This is a genomic window from Microbulbifer hainanensis (assembly GCF_014904735.1).
In the GTDB taxonomy this organism is placed as follows: Bacteria; Pseudomonadota; Gammaproteobacteria; order Pseudomonadales; family Cellvibrionaceae; genus Microbulbifer; species Microbulbifer hainanensis.
The window spans coordinates 14740-28848 of record NZ_JACZCR010000048.1; the positions used below are offsets into that span (position 1 = coordinate 14740).

Consider the following 14109-nt stretch of genomic DNA (forward strand, 5'->3'; position numbering starts at 1 on the left):
TATCTCCCTGCGCGGGCGGCCGGCGCCGCTCGCGCAACGACACTCGAACACCAAATCAAACAGAGCCCTATGGATTTAGAATTCGACCGCGATCATATCTGGCACCCCTACTCCTCGCTGATCAATCCCCCGCCCGTCTACCCGGTGGCGCGCGCCGACGGTGTACGCCTCCATCTAGAAGACGGCCGCACGCTGATCGACGGCATGTCTTCCTGGTGGTGCGCGCTGCACGGTTACAACGTGCCGGAACTGAACCGCGCCGCGCGGGAACAGATGGAGAAAATGTCCCACGTGATGTTCGGCGGCCTGACCCACGAGCCCGCTATCACGCTGAGTAAAAAACTGGTGGAGATCACGCCGGAACCTTTGCAGCGCGTTTTTCTGGCCGATTCCGGTTCCGTTTCCGTGGAAGTCGCCATCAAGATGGCGCTGCAGTTCTGGCAATCCCAGGGACGCGCGCAGAAAAACAAATTGCTCGCCCTGCGCAATGGCTACCACGGTGACACCTTCGGTGCCATGGCCACCTGCGATCCGGTCACCGGCATGCACCACCTGTTTGCCAGCCAGCTGACCCAGCATTTTTTTGCCCCGGCGCCGCGCCCGAAATTCGACAAGCCGTGCAGCGATGCCGATTTCGCCGAACTGCAATCACTGATCGAACAACACCGGGACCAGCTGGCCGGGGTGATACTCGAACCCATCGTTCAGGGCGCCGGCGGCATGCGCTTTTACTCGCCCGAATACCTGCGGCGGGTGCGGGCGCTGTGCGATGAGAACGACCTGCTGCTGATCGCCGACGAAATTGCCACCGGCTTCGGTCGCACCGGCAAACTGTTTGCCTGCGAGCACGCCGGAATCAGCCCCGATATTCTCACAGTGGGCAAAGCACTCACCGGTGGCACCATGACACTGGCAGCGACGCTCTGCACTGACCGCGTGGCCGAAGGTATCTGCCGCGGCGAAGCCGGAGTGTTCATGCACGGGCCAACCTTTATGGGCAATCCCCTCGCCTGCGCCGTGTCCAGCGCCAGTATCGACCTGTTGCTGGGCAGCCCCTGGCAACAGCGCGTCGCCGCCATCGAGGCCCAGCTGAAGCGCGAACTGGCCCCCCTGAAAGAAGCCAGCACTGTCGCCGACGTGCGCGCGCTCGGCGCCATCGGCGTAGTGGAAATGCGCGAGCCGGTCGACATGCAGCGAGTACAGGAAGCGCTGATCGCCCACGGTGTATGGCTGCGCCCCTTCGGCAAACTGGTGTATGCAATGCCTCCCTATGTGATGTCAGCAGAGGACCTGAGCCAGCTTACCGGGGCCATGGTGGATGTGCTCGGCGACCGCTAAGTCGGCCGCGATTGGCGCGAGATCACACAACCGCCAAATGCTGCCTATACTGACAAGCGACACAGCCAATTGCGGAGTTGTTATGTACCGCTTATTTACTTTGACGGCGATAGTCCTCGCCCTGACACTCGGCGGTTGCGGCCGCCACAGTGACACCAATGAACCGGATGCTGCCAAGCCAGCCGCCGGAGACACAGCGACCGAATCCATGCGTGAACCGGTCCCCGCGCCCACCGAGGAAAACGGCACCGGAAAAGAATCCGAATCGCAAATGGATTCCGGCATGGGATCCGAAATGGAATCGGGCTCCGGCATGGAGTCGGATGAAATGGGTTCACACATGGGCGGCGATACCGGAACCGATACCACTATCTGCACCCCCGAGTGGTTCGCCTGGGTGCACCAACAGGTCATCGGTCAGCAGGATGGCAAAATGACGGAGCTCTACCCCAACGGGCTGCCGGAGGTTGGCACTGACGAGTGGTTTATCGCCGTGGACAAACTCACCGGCGGCGATGGCGCTCACGGCCCCGACGGTGGCAGCGAGGAGTGGTGCAACATGATCCAACAGCGCCTCGGCAAATCCTCGACAGACGACGGTCAGTAACTGCTCCCCCCGGGAAGCCCGCTCATTAGCGGGCTTCCCGGGAGGCTCCAACGGAGGAGGTACCCATGCGCCCGCTAGCGAAATTGATCCTCGCAATTCCGGTCGCCGCCTTGATGCCGTCTGCACTCGCCGATGATAAGCCACCGCCCGGCGCCATGGCACTGTCTACTGTGCTGACGCATTTAGAACAGCAGGGCTACACGCCGATTATCGAAGTCACGCTGGAAAACGGGCACTGGGAAATTGAAGCCTACAAGACCGGCGAAAAACGAGAACTACAAGTCGACCCCAATTCCGGTGAGGTCTTGTCCGATGAACCTGATGACGACTGACCCTGTTTCGCCGCGTATATCGGCGCAGTAGCAAGCTCCCAAATACTATTTTCAGGAAAACCGGCCACTGGCCGGTTTTTTATTGCCTGTCCAATGCCTCGCATCGAAACTGTCTCGCGCCGAAGATGCAGAAAAAGGTATGGAGGAAATCCCGAGCATTCAATTAACCCCCGCGACGTAAAAAATAATTGGGAAGTGCGCACAGCCGACATTATCAATAAGATTTGGCAGTGCTCAGGAAGCGGTTTATGAACCTGTTTGCCACGGTCCTCATTGCACAGTCTCTCACCTTTCCAATCCCGCCCGATACCGGCCTATCCCAAGGCCCAGCCATCTACGACAGCCCCGACCTGTATGGTGCCGAACCCTCGGTTATTGCCATGGAGCCCTCGGCCGTGCGCAACCGTTTGCGGAGCCTCGGTTTTAATCCAATCACCGAAATGCGCTTTGTCGGCGGACGCTGGAAAGTCACCGCCTACTGGCAGGGCGACAAGCGCCGCCTGGAAGTGGAGGAGAATACCGGTCGCGTGCTATCCGATCGCCCCTACCGCCGCTAAAGCAGGGCCACTGCGCTATGGTTCAAGACCACCGGCGCGCTCGGCCATCAGCACCAACAGCCGACTGAACGCATCGTTGGCGGCCATGGTCGAGGACTCTTCCATCGTGTGGTAATTGGTGGTTGGGATCTGCAGCGTGGTGCCCTGCACAAAACCATTCGACGCAGCGACGATCCGACCCAGTTCGGTACTGCCGAGGGACTGCGTCTCGAGACCGCGCTCCACGGCGATACGATTCTGCGCGTCGATGTAGGTGTCCTTGTAGCCAAACGGGATGCCGTGCTCCCGACACAGCCCCTCCAGCATGGTCGTGGTTTGCGGATGGAACTCCGCATTGACGTCGCGCCGGCGCAAAACCACTTCCTGTTGATCCGCCGTATCGCGGTCGGGGTAGGGGCTGGTATCCACGACGATCAACCTTTCAGTACCGTCATTAAATCGCCGAAACCACTCCAGCAAATAGCGCCAGCTACTGCCCGCCTCTTCCTGCGCGGTGAAAAACGCGGTGCCCTGAAAGCCGAGCGCAAACAGGTGCACCAGGTGCGCCGCGGTCAGTACATTGTCGAGCTGCGCGCTGAGGATATCGTCTTCGATGGTGAGATGATCGGTAAAGGCCACCGGAGTCCCCGCCACCAGGTGGGCCAGGCCATCGACTTCGAAGATCAGGTTATTGCGGAACTCACAGACGTAGGCGCGCTTGATCACCCCGGAACCGCGATAGGATCCGGACCAGGGCTCATAGGCCATGACCGATACGCCCTGGAAGCGATCGACGATCTTCATCATCAGCTTTTCCGACACCGAATTGCCGAGCAGATCGGAGCGATTGCCGGTCACGAAAGCGGCGTACTGGAATTCGTTGGGGCCGGTGCAGATCAGGCCGTGCCGATCGATATGCGCGGAGAACATCGCCGCGTCCGGATTGCGCCCCTGCGCCACCAGCAGGCCCTCGTACCAGGTAACCCGCGCTCCGCGCTCCTCGAGCTCCCGCTGCAGCACGCGAAAGAACGAATGCTCCGCGCCCACCACGCTCGGGTTGCGGATCAGGGATTTGAGTAGGTCGATAAAGTCGTCGGCGCGCTGCATGAAGGCGGGATCTCCTGAAGACAGGCCCACAGTTTCACCGATTTACTCCGGACTGCATAGCCTGCTCGCGGCTAATAAAACGCCCCGCCCTACGCGATTCGCTCCGGGCGCGTGCTCTTCTCGAGACGCACCGCGATGAACTTGGACGTCGGGGTAAAGCTGCCTTCACCGTAGCTCTCCAGGGGAACCAGCGGATTGGCTTCCGGGTAGTAGGCGACGGCCTGACCCGCGGGAACATCGTAAGTCAGCAGCGTAAAGCCTCTGACCCGCCGCTCCACCTCATCCGCCCACAGCGAGACGATATCTACATTGTCACCGGCGCTAAAACCGAGGCGCTGAATATCGGCTTCGTTGGCCAGCAGTACTTCGCGCCCACCGTGCACGCCCCGGTAGCGGTCGTTCAATCCGTAAATCGTGGTATTGAACTGATCGTGAGAGCGCAGCGTCTGCAGGATCAGGTCAGGCTTCCTCCCCTTGCGGACAATATCCTCGTGCACCAGCGATTCCGGCAGCGGATGATTACTCAGCTGGGCGCGCCGCGAGGGCGTATTCCAGCGGCGCAATGCCGCGTCGTTTTGCAGGTAAAAACCGCCGCGATGCTTGATGCGCTGATTGAAGCCCGCAAAGCCCGGTATGGTATCGGCAATCAGGTCGCGGATGCGCCCGTAGTCCTCCACCAGTTCCAGCCATTTCACCGGAGCGTCGCCCAGCGTCGCCCTGGCCATGCCGGCAACGATCGCGGGTTCAGAGCGCATATCTTTCGACAGTGGGCGCAACTGGCCGAAGGATTCGTGCACCATGCTGAACGAGTCCTCCACCGTTACCGCCTGCGGGCCCGCCGCCTGCTGGTCGATATCGGTCCTGCCGAGACACGGCAGAATCAGTGCGCGGCGCCCGGTGATCAGGTGGCTGCGGTTCAGCTTGGTGCTGACCTGCACCGTCAGTTCGCAGTTACGCAGGGCACTGTAAGTGCGCTGCCGGTCCGGCGTGGCCTGGGCGAAATTGCCGCCGAGACCGATAAAGACTTTGATGTCGCCGGCCAGCATCGCCTCTATCGCCCGCACGACATTGTGCCCGGGCTCGCGGGGTGGGTGGAAACCAAAGCGGATTTCCAGCGCATCCAGGAACGCCTCCGGTGGATTATCGTTGATGCCCATGGTGCGGTCGCCCTGCACATTGCTGTGCCCGCGCACCGGACAGAGACCCGCGCCTTCCAGCCCGATCTGGCCGCGCAGTAATTGCAGGTTGGCGATTTCCCGGATGGTCTGCACTGAATGGCGATGCTGGGTAATGCCCATGGCCCAGCAGATGATGACCCGGTCACTGCGCCGGTGAATATCCGCGGCCCGCTCCAGCTCGGCACGGCTGAGGCCCGACTGCGCCTCGATCGCCTCCCAGGTCGTGGCATCCACCTGGGCCAGGTAGTCGTCCAGCCCATCGCAGTGCTGGTCGACAAACGGCTTATCAAACGGGCCCGTGTCACCGCGCGCCTCGGCATCGCGCTGCCACTGCAGCAGCCATTTGACGATACCACGCACAGCCGCCATATCGCCGCCCAGGGCCGGGCGGAAATAATCGGTGTTCAGTGGCGAATCTCCCTGGGCAACCATCTGCACGGGATCTTGCGGCGCCTGGAAGCGCTCCAGGCCGCGCTCCTTGAGTGGGTTGAAACAAACCACCCGGGCGCCGCGCTTGACCGCATCGCGCAGCGGTTCGAGCATGCGCGGGTGATTGGTGCCAGGATTCTGCCCGATAACGAAAATCGCATCGGCCTTGGCAAAATCCTCGAAGGTCACGGTGCCCTTGCCGCTGCCGATACTCTGTTTCAGCGCCACCCCACTGGCCTCGTGGCACATGTTGGAACAGTCGGGGAAATTATTGGTGCCGAATGCGCGCCCGAAGAGCTGATAGAGATAGGCGGCCTCGTTGCTCGCGCGGCCGGAAGTGTAGAATTCCGCCTGGTGCGGCGAGTCCAGCGCCTGCAACTGGCTGCCGACAATGTCGAAGGCCTCATCCCAGGAAACGGGCCGGTAGTGCTCCCCCTCCCCGTCATAGAACATCGGTTCCGTCAGGCGGCCCTGGTACTCCAGCCAGTAATCGTCGTACTTGCGCAGTTCCGGGATGCTGTATTCGGCAAAAAAAGCCGCACCCACACTCCGGCTGGTCGCCTCCCAGTTCACCGCCTTGGCACCGTTTTCACAGAACCTGATCCGGCCATCCTCGGGAGAGTCCCCCCAGGCGCAGCTGGGACAATCGAAGCCGCCATGCTGATTGGTCTGCAACATGGCGCGCAGGTTTTTGAATGGCTGCTTACTGTCGAGCCAGAAATGCGCCACGCTACGCAGCGCTCCCCAACCCGCCGCAGGGCAATCGTACGGCTCGAAGCGGAAGCGGTCGGCGGGTGGTTTCATTGGTTTACTCCCCAGTCAGCCGGCAGGGCGCCGGGCTGTAATAACGCGCCGGACTGTGTTGCGGCTGGTGGATAAGATTCAGATTGTATTGCCGCGCCCAGCGCACGCTCATGGTCGTGGGCGCGGATAGGCTCACCAGGCTGGCCACGCCGGAGCGCACCGCCTTGTGAATCAATTCCAAACTGCAGCGGCTGGTCAGGGCGATAAAGCCATCGTCCAGATCGAGACCCTGCCGATGGCAGGCTCCCAGCAATTTATCCAGCGCATTATGGCGGCCGATATCCTCACGACAGACGCGGGTCTCGCCTTGGCTATCCACGTACAGGGCGCCGTGCATGGCACCGCTTCTCTGTACCAGTGTCTGCGCGGCGGCAAAGCGATCACGTAGTCCCCGCAGGTGCATTGCCGGCGGCATGGCCCGCGGGTGTCGCATGGGAAGGTCAGAAAATACCTGCTCCAGCGCCGCCACCCCGCACAAACCACATCCGCTGATACCCACGAGGGTCCGGCGCTGCGCCCTGAAAGACGCAAAGGCACGGCTACCGAGGGTCACCTCGACACTGATGGCATCGCCCTCTTCCTGCATTTCGATATCGCGGACATCATCTATGGATTCGATCAGGCCGCCGCTGAGACTGAACCCCAACATGAAGTCCTCCAGGTCCGCCGGCGTCGCCATCATCACCGCGTGATTAATGCCGTTATAGCTGATCGCCACCGCTGCCTCCTCGGCAAGCGCCTGGCTGGTAACCACAGTAGCGGCATCAAATTCGCCGTAATCGTAAGACTGCGAGATGATCTCTTCCGTATCCACCAGCGTCACTCCCGCTTTTATTGGCGCTCGCCAACAGGCTAGAACAGTTTCCATATTCTAACGGCGATTCTTACGGTTTGTATGCCCGGAATGAACACCCACTGCCAGAGTCAGATACATGGCTGTCACCTAAAAGCAAAAAGGGGGACTGATGATTAGCGCAATTCCTCTCGCAAAGGTCCGATGACACAAAGCAAATTACCTGCGTCAGCTAGGATAGCTTGGCGCTGCTCTGCGCTAATGCGAGCAAAGAAACACCAATTTTTGTGCCCGCGAGTACTTGTAACGGCACCGACATGACAAACGCAAATTTGAACCAAACAGGCAAGCTGGCCAATGGTACCAGTGCGGCATACAGATCGATTGCCATTCCAAACGCACAAATAGCCGAAATTACGGACAACGGGATTTTACGGTAGATCACTATTGCGACAATCGGAGCAAATAGCCCTGCGACAAATGTGGTGCTGAGCATTGCTATCTGCTGATTAGGCTCGACAGGCAGGTTACCCGGCCCCCAGCTCACCCCATATATATTCCATATTTTCGTAATCATCATTTGAACGACAAAAACAGACGTTATGGAAGATAAAAATATGAAAAACAGCACTGTTACTCTTTTCATGTGTTCTCCTGACTCTAAAAGTGGAGGTGCCGATGTGTAGCGTTGGGCTTTCAACCCAAACTATGGATGAGCAGGTTGCCCCGCCTTTTATCTATCGACTTACAGGGCACTACCTATTGCTCAGGAAGATCATCGCACAATTTACAGGCAACCTGATTCCTGTAATTTCTGATACGAACAACAAAGAAAATAGTTGAACTTATCAATGCCCAAAGGACGCCAAACTCCAATGCGTACTCAAGCTCTCTACCTTTCCAATATTGAACAAACGAAAAAAGAGCAAACAATAGCGAAGACATTATCAAATATTGGAATATCCATTTCCTAATAGGCATAAAAACTCCACTTTATTATTTTAGATATAAAATGCTTACCGCAGAGGCTATCCACAAAGTGGCAGGCCCTACCTTCATACGACGCAGCGTGCTGGTGATTTTATGTATATCAAGATACGACATAAAACACCCAGTAAATCACAAAAATCAAAGAGCCTGACACCAGAACATACTGCGGAAGCAATGACCTCATCCTTAGAGAAAAGATAGAACATAAAAGAAACAATAGACCCAAAGGTCCAAAAATGTTCACTCCAAATATGAACCAACTTTCACAATCGAATCCATAGGGTCTGCTTGTACAAAGGCCAGATAGAGACCACAAGGCCAATGCAAGAGCCAAAATTGATATTAGCAGCTCAATTGAACCCACGATCCTAAGCATCTAAATATCCAACTTAGATACATAACGCTTCACGAAGGGCCAAATTCGAGTCCGGCGAGCTATTCTCCCAGCCGCGCCGTTTATAGCAAACATATGCAACTAGTTAAGCCAAAATCTAACCATGGTGTCTACGGATGTGCTTAATAAGCCCTTCGTCATTAAACTCCAGAGACATAACGTTGGTGGCTGTGTATTCAACAACCTTGTCCATGTGACTGGGCTTTACCTTGGCATGCTCGGTATACTTCACAAACACGACATTACGACCAAACATCATCTGATCAATCTTAATATCAGAGAAGAACACTTTATCTTTCATTTTGAAGATCATGCCCTTACGAAGTTCAGCCTTATCTGTGACGGTGACATTAAACTTTACATGCTCATCCATGAAATCATCCGCTAAGAATGATATAAAGTGGTCAATATCTTTCTCAGTAGTACCGGGTTGCTGCCTCGCATTTTTCGCCTGAATGAATGCTTCTGCTTTTTGCTTAAGTACTGCTTCGGAAAGAGTTTCTTTTCCCACAGCAATGGTCGACATACTGAGCAATAAAACTATAGCTAGAACAACTTTCACAAAACTCCCCTTGTTGGCTTAACGCCCGGCTTTGGGGCGGACTTGGAGCTGCGAAGCAGCGGAAAGAAAATCCCAGCCCCCACAGGGGCGGCAACAGCCGCTTTTTATCTGCCGCTACAGGGATGGAGCCTTGCCTCCTCGGGGACATAATGCTCCCCAGCAGATAGGGATAGGAAGCTCCAAATTGGAATCCCATCGTGCAATGATAAGGAAGCTCTCCCTTTCGAGTTCAAGGTCTACCCGGGCAAGCGCCACGCCTTCCTCGACACCGGCTGCAATGAATTCCTGGGTAACTGTTTCGACCAAGACGCGCCGGCCACCCTGAATGACAGGATTGCGTTTCTGAAGGAGCACCTTGGCGGCACTTGAACGGCACCCTCGCCATTTTTGTCAACCCGCAGATACACGAAAAGCCGTGCCGAAACCGGCCTCCCCAGCACTGCCTAAAAGTAATAGCCAAAATTAATATTCAGCCGAGAGTTCCAGCGGTCATTGCCATCGATCCCAAATCCCCAACGCCATCAAAAATATTTGAGTAGTCGTCACCCTCATTGCCGACAAACAGGTTTCCGTTTGAGCGCACATAATCTGTATATATGTACCAACCGCCGTTGGCCCAGGCGGCGCCGATGGTGACCAGCTCACTGTCACCGATATGTTCGCTCTCTTTTCGGATAGCGCTGTATTCAATATACGGGAGCACATAATCCAGCCAGGAAATAGTCTCGGTGGTGTATTTGTAGCTCAACGAAATCGCCGGTATCCAGGCGTCTGTGGCAACCGGCCAGGCAAAGTCTTAGGCACCCATTGGGACCAGCTCGCTCGTACCCAGGAGATTATCCGCGCCGATATCGATCTTGTAGCGGGTGAGCTGGCTCGCCAGCGTAAATCCACACACCTTATTGACCATATGCACAGAAGCCGCCCAGTGGTCGCCATTATCGGCATCCCTTCCGCGAAGTCTGCCCCGCTGTACGGACAAACCGAGGTCCGTGGTAATTTTCGCATTCCGGAAGTGGCGTATTACACGGCCATTTACCTGGCTGCGCTCACTGTAACCATTTTCAATGGCCGGGACGACACTGCCGTCATCCAGTATCGCGGAGCGCCACCTCACCACATCGTAACTGTACCGCGCACTGTCCGCGCTGGCCCCTTTCCAGTTTCCCTCGCTGCCCTCGAAATAGGCAAGTGCCAGGTCCCAGTCCCCCTGTTCAGTCAGGTACTTGATCCCCAGGTCCATATCGTCAGAGAGACCCACATAATAATGCTGATCGAAGAACCAGCTCTGCGACACTCCGTACGGCCCGGGCCCAAATGGTACCCTCGTCACACCGACCTGAATTTGACCGGCCTCGTCAAACTCGTACCCCAGCCAGCCGGTATGCAGAAAGTTGTAACCATCGTACCAGCGGTACTCCAGCGCACCCCTCAGGTGGCCGCTTTCAAGCGACGCATTGATGCGGAAGGTATCCAGCTCCACATTGCCGCCGTTGCCCCCGCGCTGCGGCGCCTTGCCAACCACGACGTAGTCCCCGTGGATGTAATTGACCCGCATAGCGCCGCCTAAAGTGACCGGGCCAAACCTTATTTCCTTGTCTTCTTCTTCAGCTTGCTCGTCGGCGGCAGACTCTGCCACCTTGTCCGGATCGGACACCACTGCGACTTCATCATCAGCAAAGGCATGCAGGCATACGAGCGCACACAGCAGCAAGCCCCACGGTGATAGAACCGCAAAATACCGTGTACTAGAGCATATCGAGCAGGCAGAACCCAGCACGAGCGAAGCAAATTGAAATTTTCCCACAAGGGACAAAACCATATGAATTATGAACCCATCGATTTTCAGACTGATACAGCCTGCTCTTCCGCTTCAACTTATTGAACGTACCCCTTATCGCCTCGCCAAAGCATCGTTGGAGGCTGAAAATCCACGCCAGTCTACCCTACCCGGCTAGCGCGGCAGGCAGGCGAACGGCGCGCCTGGCAGGAGACACGCCCTGCCCGTCGATTCATGTTAGCTGTAAGTACGACTACAGACGGGACAAAGACGGAGCTTTCTACCAATAGCCCCCCCTAATGCCCTGCAATACAGCGCGGCGGCACGTTATAGCACGCACTCACCGACGCACCTTCATAGCGAGTCTTTTGGTTCGATATGATGCCAAAACAGCTAAGCGTGGCCCGATATTCGACGACAGGAAAGGTGTCAACATTTTGTATTTTTCAGGAAGGACAAACAGATCGGCAAGATTGCCAATGGAGACAAGCACGATAGAGGGTGCAACCGAAGGGCCTGGCCACGATCGCTCCTGGCACGCAAATATAACCATGTAATCCTGATTTTCCTCGCGTATTTTAAAGACTGGAGCGGTCGGGATTTCGCCTTTGGTAGCGCGGGCCCTGATAACAGCCTCAGGCTTGATGATTTTCTACAGCCTGATAACGCCCAGCACACGGGCGGCTGAAATGAAGCGAAGCGTAATGTAAGCCGTCCGGCCCGGCGCCTTTTGCCGGGCTAACGTGCTGCTGTTTGTTATGCATCTTGATCACTTAAAGTGGTTATTGCTTTATCGATGGCCGCTAAGCGCCCGCTATGAAGGTCTGCTACTGCTCGCCGGTTCTTTTGTGGGATAACGAGAGCTTTACCATCTCTGTCGTTTGCGTGGAACTCCATATAAGTTGGCAATTCTTCTATAAGGAGGTACGCATTCACAATTGACTTAACTTCTTTAGATCCAAGGATTCCTATATCACTTAAGGCACTGTGGTAAACATCTAGGTATGTTCTTATTGGTACCCTTGAGTTCGGTGATGTAGAGCTCTCAAGACTTTCAACGCGCGCTTCAAACGTAGACTTGTTAATCTCTAATTCTGCTTTCAGCGCTGAGCGAATAGATTTAGCCCTATTTTCAATTTCAGAAATTCTTTGCTTCCTAGCCCAGTAACCATTGGCCGCTATTGTTGCTATTACTCCAATGAATCCAAGTAAGCCAGTAGAAATTATTTGGTATTGCTTTAATATTTCAAACATAGTGTTTATGCATAACGCCCGCAACAGGCGCGACTAATGCTATGCACAATTTGTGCGAAACTGGGAGCGCAGAGACCCGCACAAAATGTGCATAGCGTTGGGCATCCCGCGGAGGGCCGAAGGCCTGGAGCATCCTGCTTGCACTTGTTAAGCATGGACTGCACAGAAATTTAGGCAGAATTCCATAGCGCCACTCACCAAAATTCAATAGCTACTTTCTACGGCGTAATACGCCGGAATAGTAAACACAAACAACTCCGGCTCCTATCATAAGAAACCCAAACAGGAATGTTTGTTCAGAAGAGTGTTCGTAGGCGTGAAAATCGCTACTTCGCTGATCATAAGTGCGTATTGCCTCGCCACTTTTACCTTTGAAGCCTGCAATGAGCCCTCCAACTAAGAGGGCAACGCCAACCAAGAACAACCCAGAATCTTTTTTCATACTTTTTATGCTTAACGTTGCCAGCAGGGGCGGCCGAAGCGCAGCGTAGGCCGTCCCGCGGAGGCCCGAAGGCCCGGAGCAAATTGCCTGGCCTTGTTAACTTCTTTCACTGCCAAGTGCCTGGGCCAGATCTATATAGTACCGATCCTCAACTGAGCCATTCGGCCAGCTAGAAGGCTTGCCGAGCCATTCAGGTAGCTCACTTCCACATTTCTTGCTGGCGTAGTACAGGTAAAACATGGCTTCAGTGCTTGCGGGATCTATTTCCAGTAGCGTCTCTGATTCTTGAATTGCTTCTGAGCAATTATTGCTCACCAGGTATTCTTGAAATCTTTCTACTCGATTATTCCACTCTTTGGAGATATCAGGAATTTCATTTGCGAATGAAAATGCCGGAAAAATTATAGCGAAATTTATTAATCTTCGAATCATGCGACTCTTCTAAGTTAACGCCGCCAGCAGGGGCAGCCTACCTTGTGCGCGTTTTGCGCGATAATGGGAGCGCAGCGACCCGCGTAAAACGTACACAAGGTAAGCTGTCCCGCGGAGGGCCGAAGGCCCGGAGCTTTACTGCCTGGCCTTGTTAACTGCCTCCTGCACTTCGTTAAGTCCCTTAAGCCCATATACATGTAACGCTTGTGTATAGGTGCATGAGGATAGACTAAGTGGGGTACCTTTTTCTCCAAATACAAGGTAACGCATTCCTACAGATGTCAATTGACCGCAGGTACTTGTTTCAAGTGTTTCATTTGTAAGCCAGATAGAATCCGCCTCCCCTTTAATCTTATCTTGAATCTCCAATTTGTTATGAATCGTCTTCTCTGAATCTATGTAAGACTCCACGATCACACCAATGAAAATAAAATCTGAATCGGCCACTTTTCGCTCAACTGGTTCATCCCCGCAGTAGCAGGCAAACGCAAAACTCGGAATTATAGAAATCAATAGAATAAGCGCTTTCATATGTCTTTCGCAGTTAACGCCGCCAGCAGGGGCAGCTTACCTTGTGCATGTTTTGCGCGAAAATGGGAGCGTAGCGACTGCGCAAAACGTGCACAAGGCAAGCTGTCCCACGGAGGGCCGAAGGCCCGGAGTTGTACTGCCTGGCCTTGTTAGGTTCTTCATTGCTGTTGGCTTACGGAATAGATTGTTAGGCATACAAATAGCACACTATATATAGAGCAAAATAAACGCAGCAACTGAACATATGATACTTTGAATGTTTTACCAGAGAAAAACCAGTATGGAATAGTTGCAAATACTATTTGAATTGCTGTAACCAAATAAATTACTGAAGTCACTAAGACTAAATGTAATATTAATTTTAATATACCAACATCCCTTTCCAAGGCGTGCAGAACAGTAAAAATCACACTCAACCCAAATGCAACGACTGCGGTTTTAATTTCAGGTAGCTTTATCACCATCCGTAGCTTTCCGTCTTCAGTTTTTATTGAAAGTCTTATTCGAACTGGTCTTACCCACAAAAAGTAGACGCTCTAACTATGCGCATTTGCGCTCATACTCATCTGGGCTTATGTAACCCAGTGTAGAGTGCCTACG

14 protein-coding genes are annotated in these 14109 nt (G+C 54.7%); 4 read left to right on the forward strand and 10 right to left on the reverse strand.

Features of this window, described 5'->3' with window-relative positions; genetic code table 11:
* Positions 1-69: 69 nt before the first annotated feature.
* The 4 genes from bioA (at position 70) to IG168_RS18250 (ending at position 2834) form a co-directional block, all read left to right on the forward strand.
* Positions 70-1338 (forward strand): adenosylmethionine--8-amino-7-oxononanoate transaminase, encoded by a 1269-nt coding sequence (bioA, locus tag IG168_RS18235; RefSeq protein WP_193166041.1) that lies wholly within the window; start codon positions 70-72, stop codon positions 1336-1338.
* A gap of 82 nt (positions 1339-1420) precedes the next feature.
* Positions 1421-1945, forward strand: coding sequence for a hypothetical protein (locus tag IG168_RS18240; protein WP_193166042.1), 525 nt, complete (start codon positions 1421-1423; stop codon positions 1943-1945).
* 65 nt (positions 1946-2010) lie between these two features.
* A complete protein-coding gene (locus IG168_RS18245; protein ID WP_193166043.1) occupies positions 2011-2277 on the forward strand; it encodes a PepSY domain-containing protein in 267 nt (88 codons plus the stop codon).
* A 248-nt stretch (positions 2278-2525) separates the two neighbouring features.
* A complete protein-coding gene (locus tag IG168_RS18250) occupies positions 2526-2834 on the forward strand; it encodes a hypothetical protein (RefSeq protein ID WP_193166045.1) in 309 nt (102 codons plus the stop codon).
* Between the two features lie 15 nt (positions 2835-2849).
* On the opposite strand, the gene IG168_RS18255 is transcribed toward IG168_RS18250, so the two are convergent.
* From IG168_RS18255 to IG168_RS18300, 10 genes are all read right to left on the reverse strand, one after another.
* On the reverse strand, positions 2850-3920 hold the full coding sequence (locus IG168_RS18255) for a zinc-binding metallopeptidase family protein (RefSeq protein ID WP_193166046.1): 1071 nt from the start codon (positions 3918-3920) through the stop codon (positions 2850-2852).
* A gap of 89 nt (positions 3921-4009) precedes the next feature.
* The gene (locus IG168_RS18260; protein WP_193166047.1) at positions 4010-6331 is read right to left on the reverse strand and encodes an FdhF/YdeP family oxidoreductase; all 2322 of its coding nucleotides are present in this window, start codon (positions 6329-6331) and stop codon (positions 4010-4012) included.
* Between the two features lie 4 nt (positions 6332-6335).
* Positions 6336-7145 carry a formate dehydrogenase accessory sulfurtransferase FdhD gene (gene fdhD, locus IG168_RS18265; protein WP_319024755.1) on the reverse strand — a complete coding sequence of 270 codons (810 nt, stop codon included), beginning with the start codon at positions 7143-7145 and terminating at the stop codon, positions 6336-6338.
* Positions 7146-7356: 211 nt separating this feature from the next.
* Positions 7357-7770, reverse strand: a complete 414-nt coding sequence (locus IG168_RS18270) for a hypothetical protein (RefSeq protein ID WP_193166049.1) — start codon at positions 7768-7770, stop codon at positions 7357-7359.
* Positions 7771-8605: 835 nt separating this feature from the next.
* A complete protein-coding gene (locus IG168_RS18275; protein ID WP_226877136.1) occupies positions 8606-9070 on the reverse strand; it encodes a hypothetical protein in 465 nt (154 codons plus the stop codon).
* A 469-nt stretch (positions 9071-9539) separates the two neighbouring features.
* Positions 9540-9818 carry a hypothetical protein gene (locus tag IG168_RS18280; protein WP_193166050.1) on the reverse strand — a complete coding sequence of 93 codons (279 nt, stop codon included), beginning with the start codon at positions 9816-9818 and terminating at the stop codon, positions 9540-9542.
* A 48-nt stretch (positions 9819-9866) separates the two neighbouring features.
* On the reverse strand, positions 9867-10730 hold the full coding sequence (locus IG168_RS18285) for a hypothetical protein (protein ID WP_193166051.1): 864 nt from the start codon (positions 10728-10730) through the stop codon (positions 9867-9869).
* An 876-nt stretch (positions 10731-11606) separates the two neighbouring features.
* A complete protein-coding gene (locus IG168_RS18290) occupies positions 11607-12104 on the reverse strand; it encodes a hypothetical protein (RefSeq protein ID WP_193166052.1) in 498 nt (165 codons plus the stop codon).
* Positions 12105-12642: 538 nt separating this feature from the next.
* Positions 12643-12978 carry a hypothetical protein gene (locus IG168_RS18295; RefSeq protein WP_193166053.1) on the reverse strand — a complete coding sequence of 112 codons (336 nt, stop codon included), beginning with the start codon at positions 12976-12978 and terminating at the stop codon, positions 12643-12645.
* A gap of 135 nt (positions 12979-13113) precedes the next feature.
* Complete coding sequence (locus tag IG168_RS18300) at positions 13114-13509, reverse strand: hypothetical protein (RefSeq protein ID WP_193166054.1); 396 nt, start codon at positions 13507-13509, stop codon at positions 13114-13116.
* Positions 13510-14109 lie beyond the last annotated feature (600 nt).

What these genes read in the sequence shown, in the direction of transcription:
- bioA (WP_193166041.1), top strand. Translation starts at nt 70, where the DNA reads ATGGATTTAGAATTCGACCGCGATCATATCTGGCACCCCTACTCCTCG.
- IG168_RS18240 (WP_193166042.1), top strand. Translation starts at nt 1,421, where the DNA reads ATGTACCGCTTATTTACTTTGACGGCGATAGTCCTCGCCCTGACACTC.
- IG168_RS18245 (WP_193166043.1), top strand. Translation starts at nt 2,011, where the DNA reads ATGCGCCCGCTAGCGAAATTGATCCTCGCAATTCCGGTCGCCGCCTTG.
- IG168_RS18250 (WP_193166045.1), top strand. Translation starts at nt 2,526, where the DNA reads ATGAACCTGTTTGCCACGGTCCTCATTGCACAGTCTCTCACCTTTCCA.
- IG168_RS18255 (WP_193166046.1), bottom strand. Translation starts at nt 3,920, where the DNA reads ATGCAGCGCGCCGACGACTTTATCGACCTACTCAAATCCCTGATCCGC.
- IG168_RS18260 (WP_193166047.1), bottom strand. Translation starts at nt 6,331, where the DNA reads ATGAAACCACCCGCCGACCGCTTCCGCTTCGAGCCGTACGATTGCCCT.
- IG168_RS18270 (WP_193166049.1), bottom strand. Translation starts at nt 7,770, where the DNA reads ATGAAAAGAGTAACAGTGCTGTTTTTCATATTTTTATCTTCCATAACG.
- IG168_RS18290 (WP_193166052.1), bottom strand. Translation starts at nt 12,104, where the DNA reads ATGTTTGAAATATTAAAGCAATACCAAATAATTTCTACTGGCTTACTT.
- IG168_RS18295 (WP_193166053.1), bottom strand. Translation starts at nt 12,978, where the DNA reads ATGATTCGAAGATTAATAAATTTCGCTATAATTTTTCCGGCATTTTCA.
- IG168_RS18300 (WP_193166054.1), bottom strand. Translation starts at nt 13,509, where the DNA reads ATGAAAGCGCTTATTCTATTGATTTCTATAATTCCGAGTTTTGCGTTT.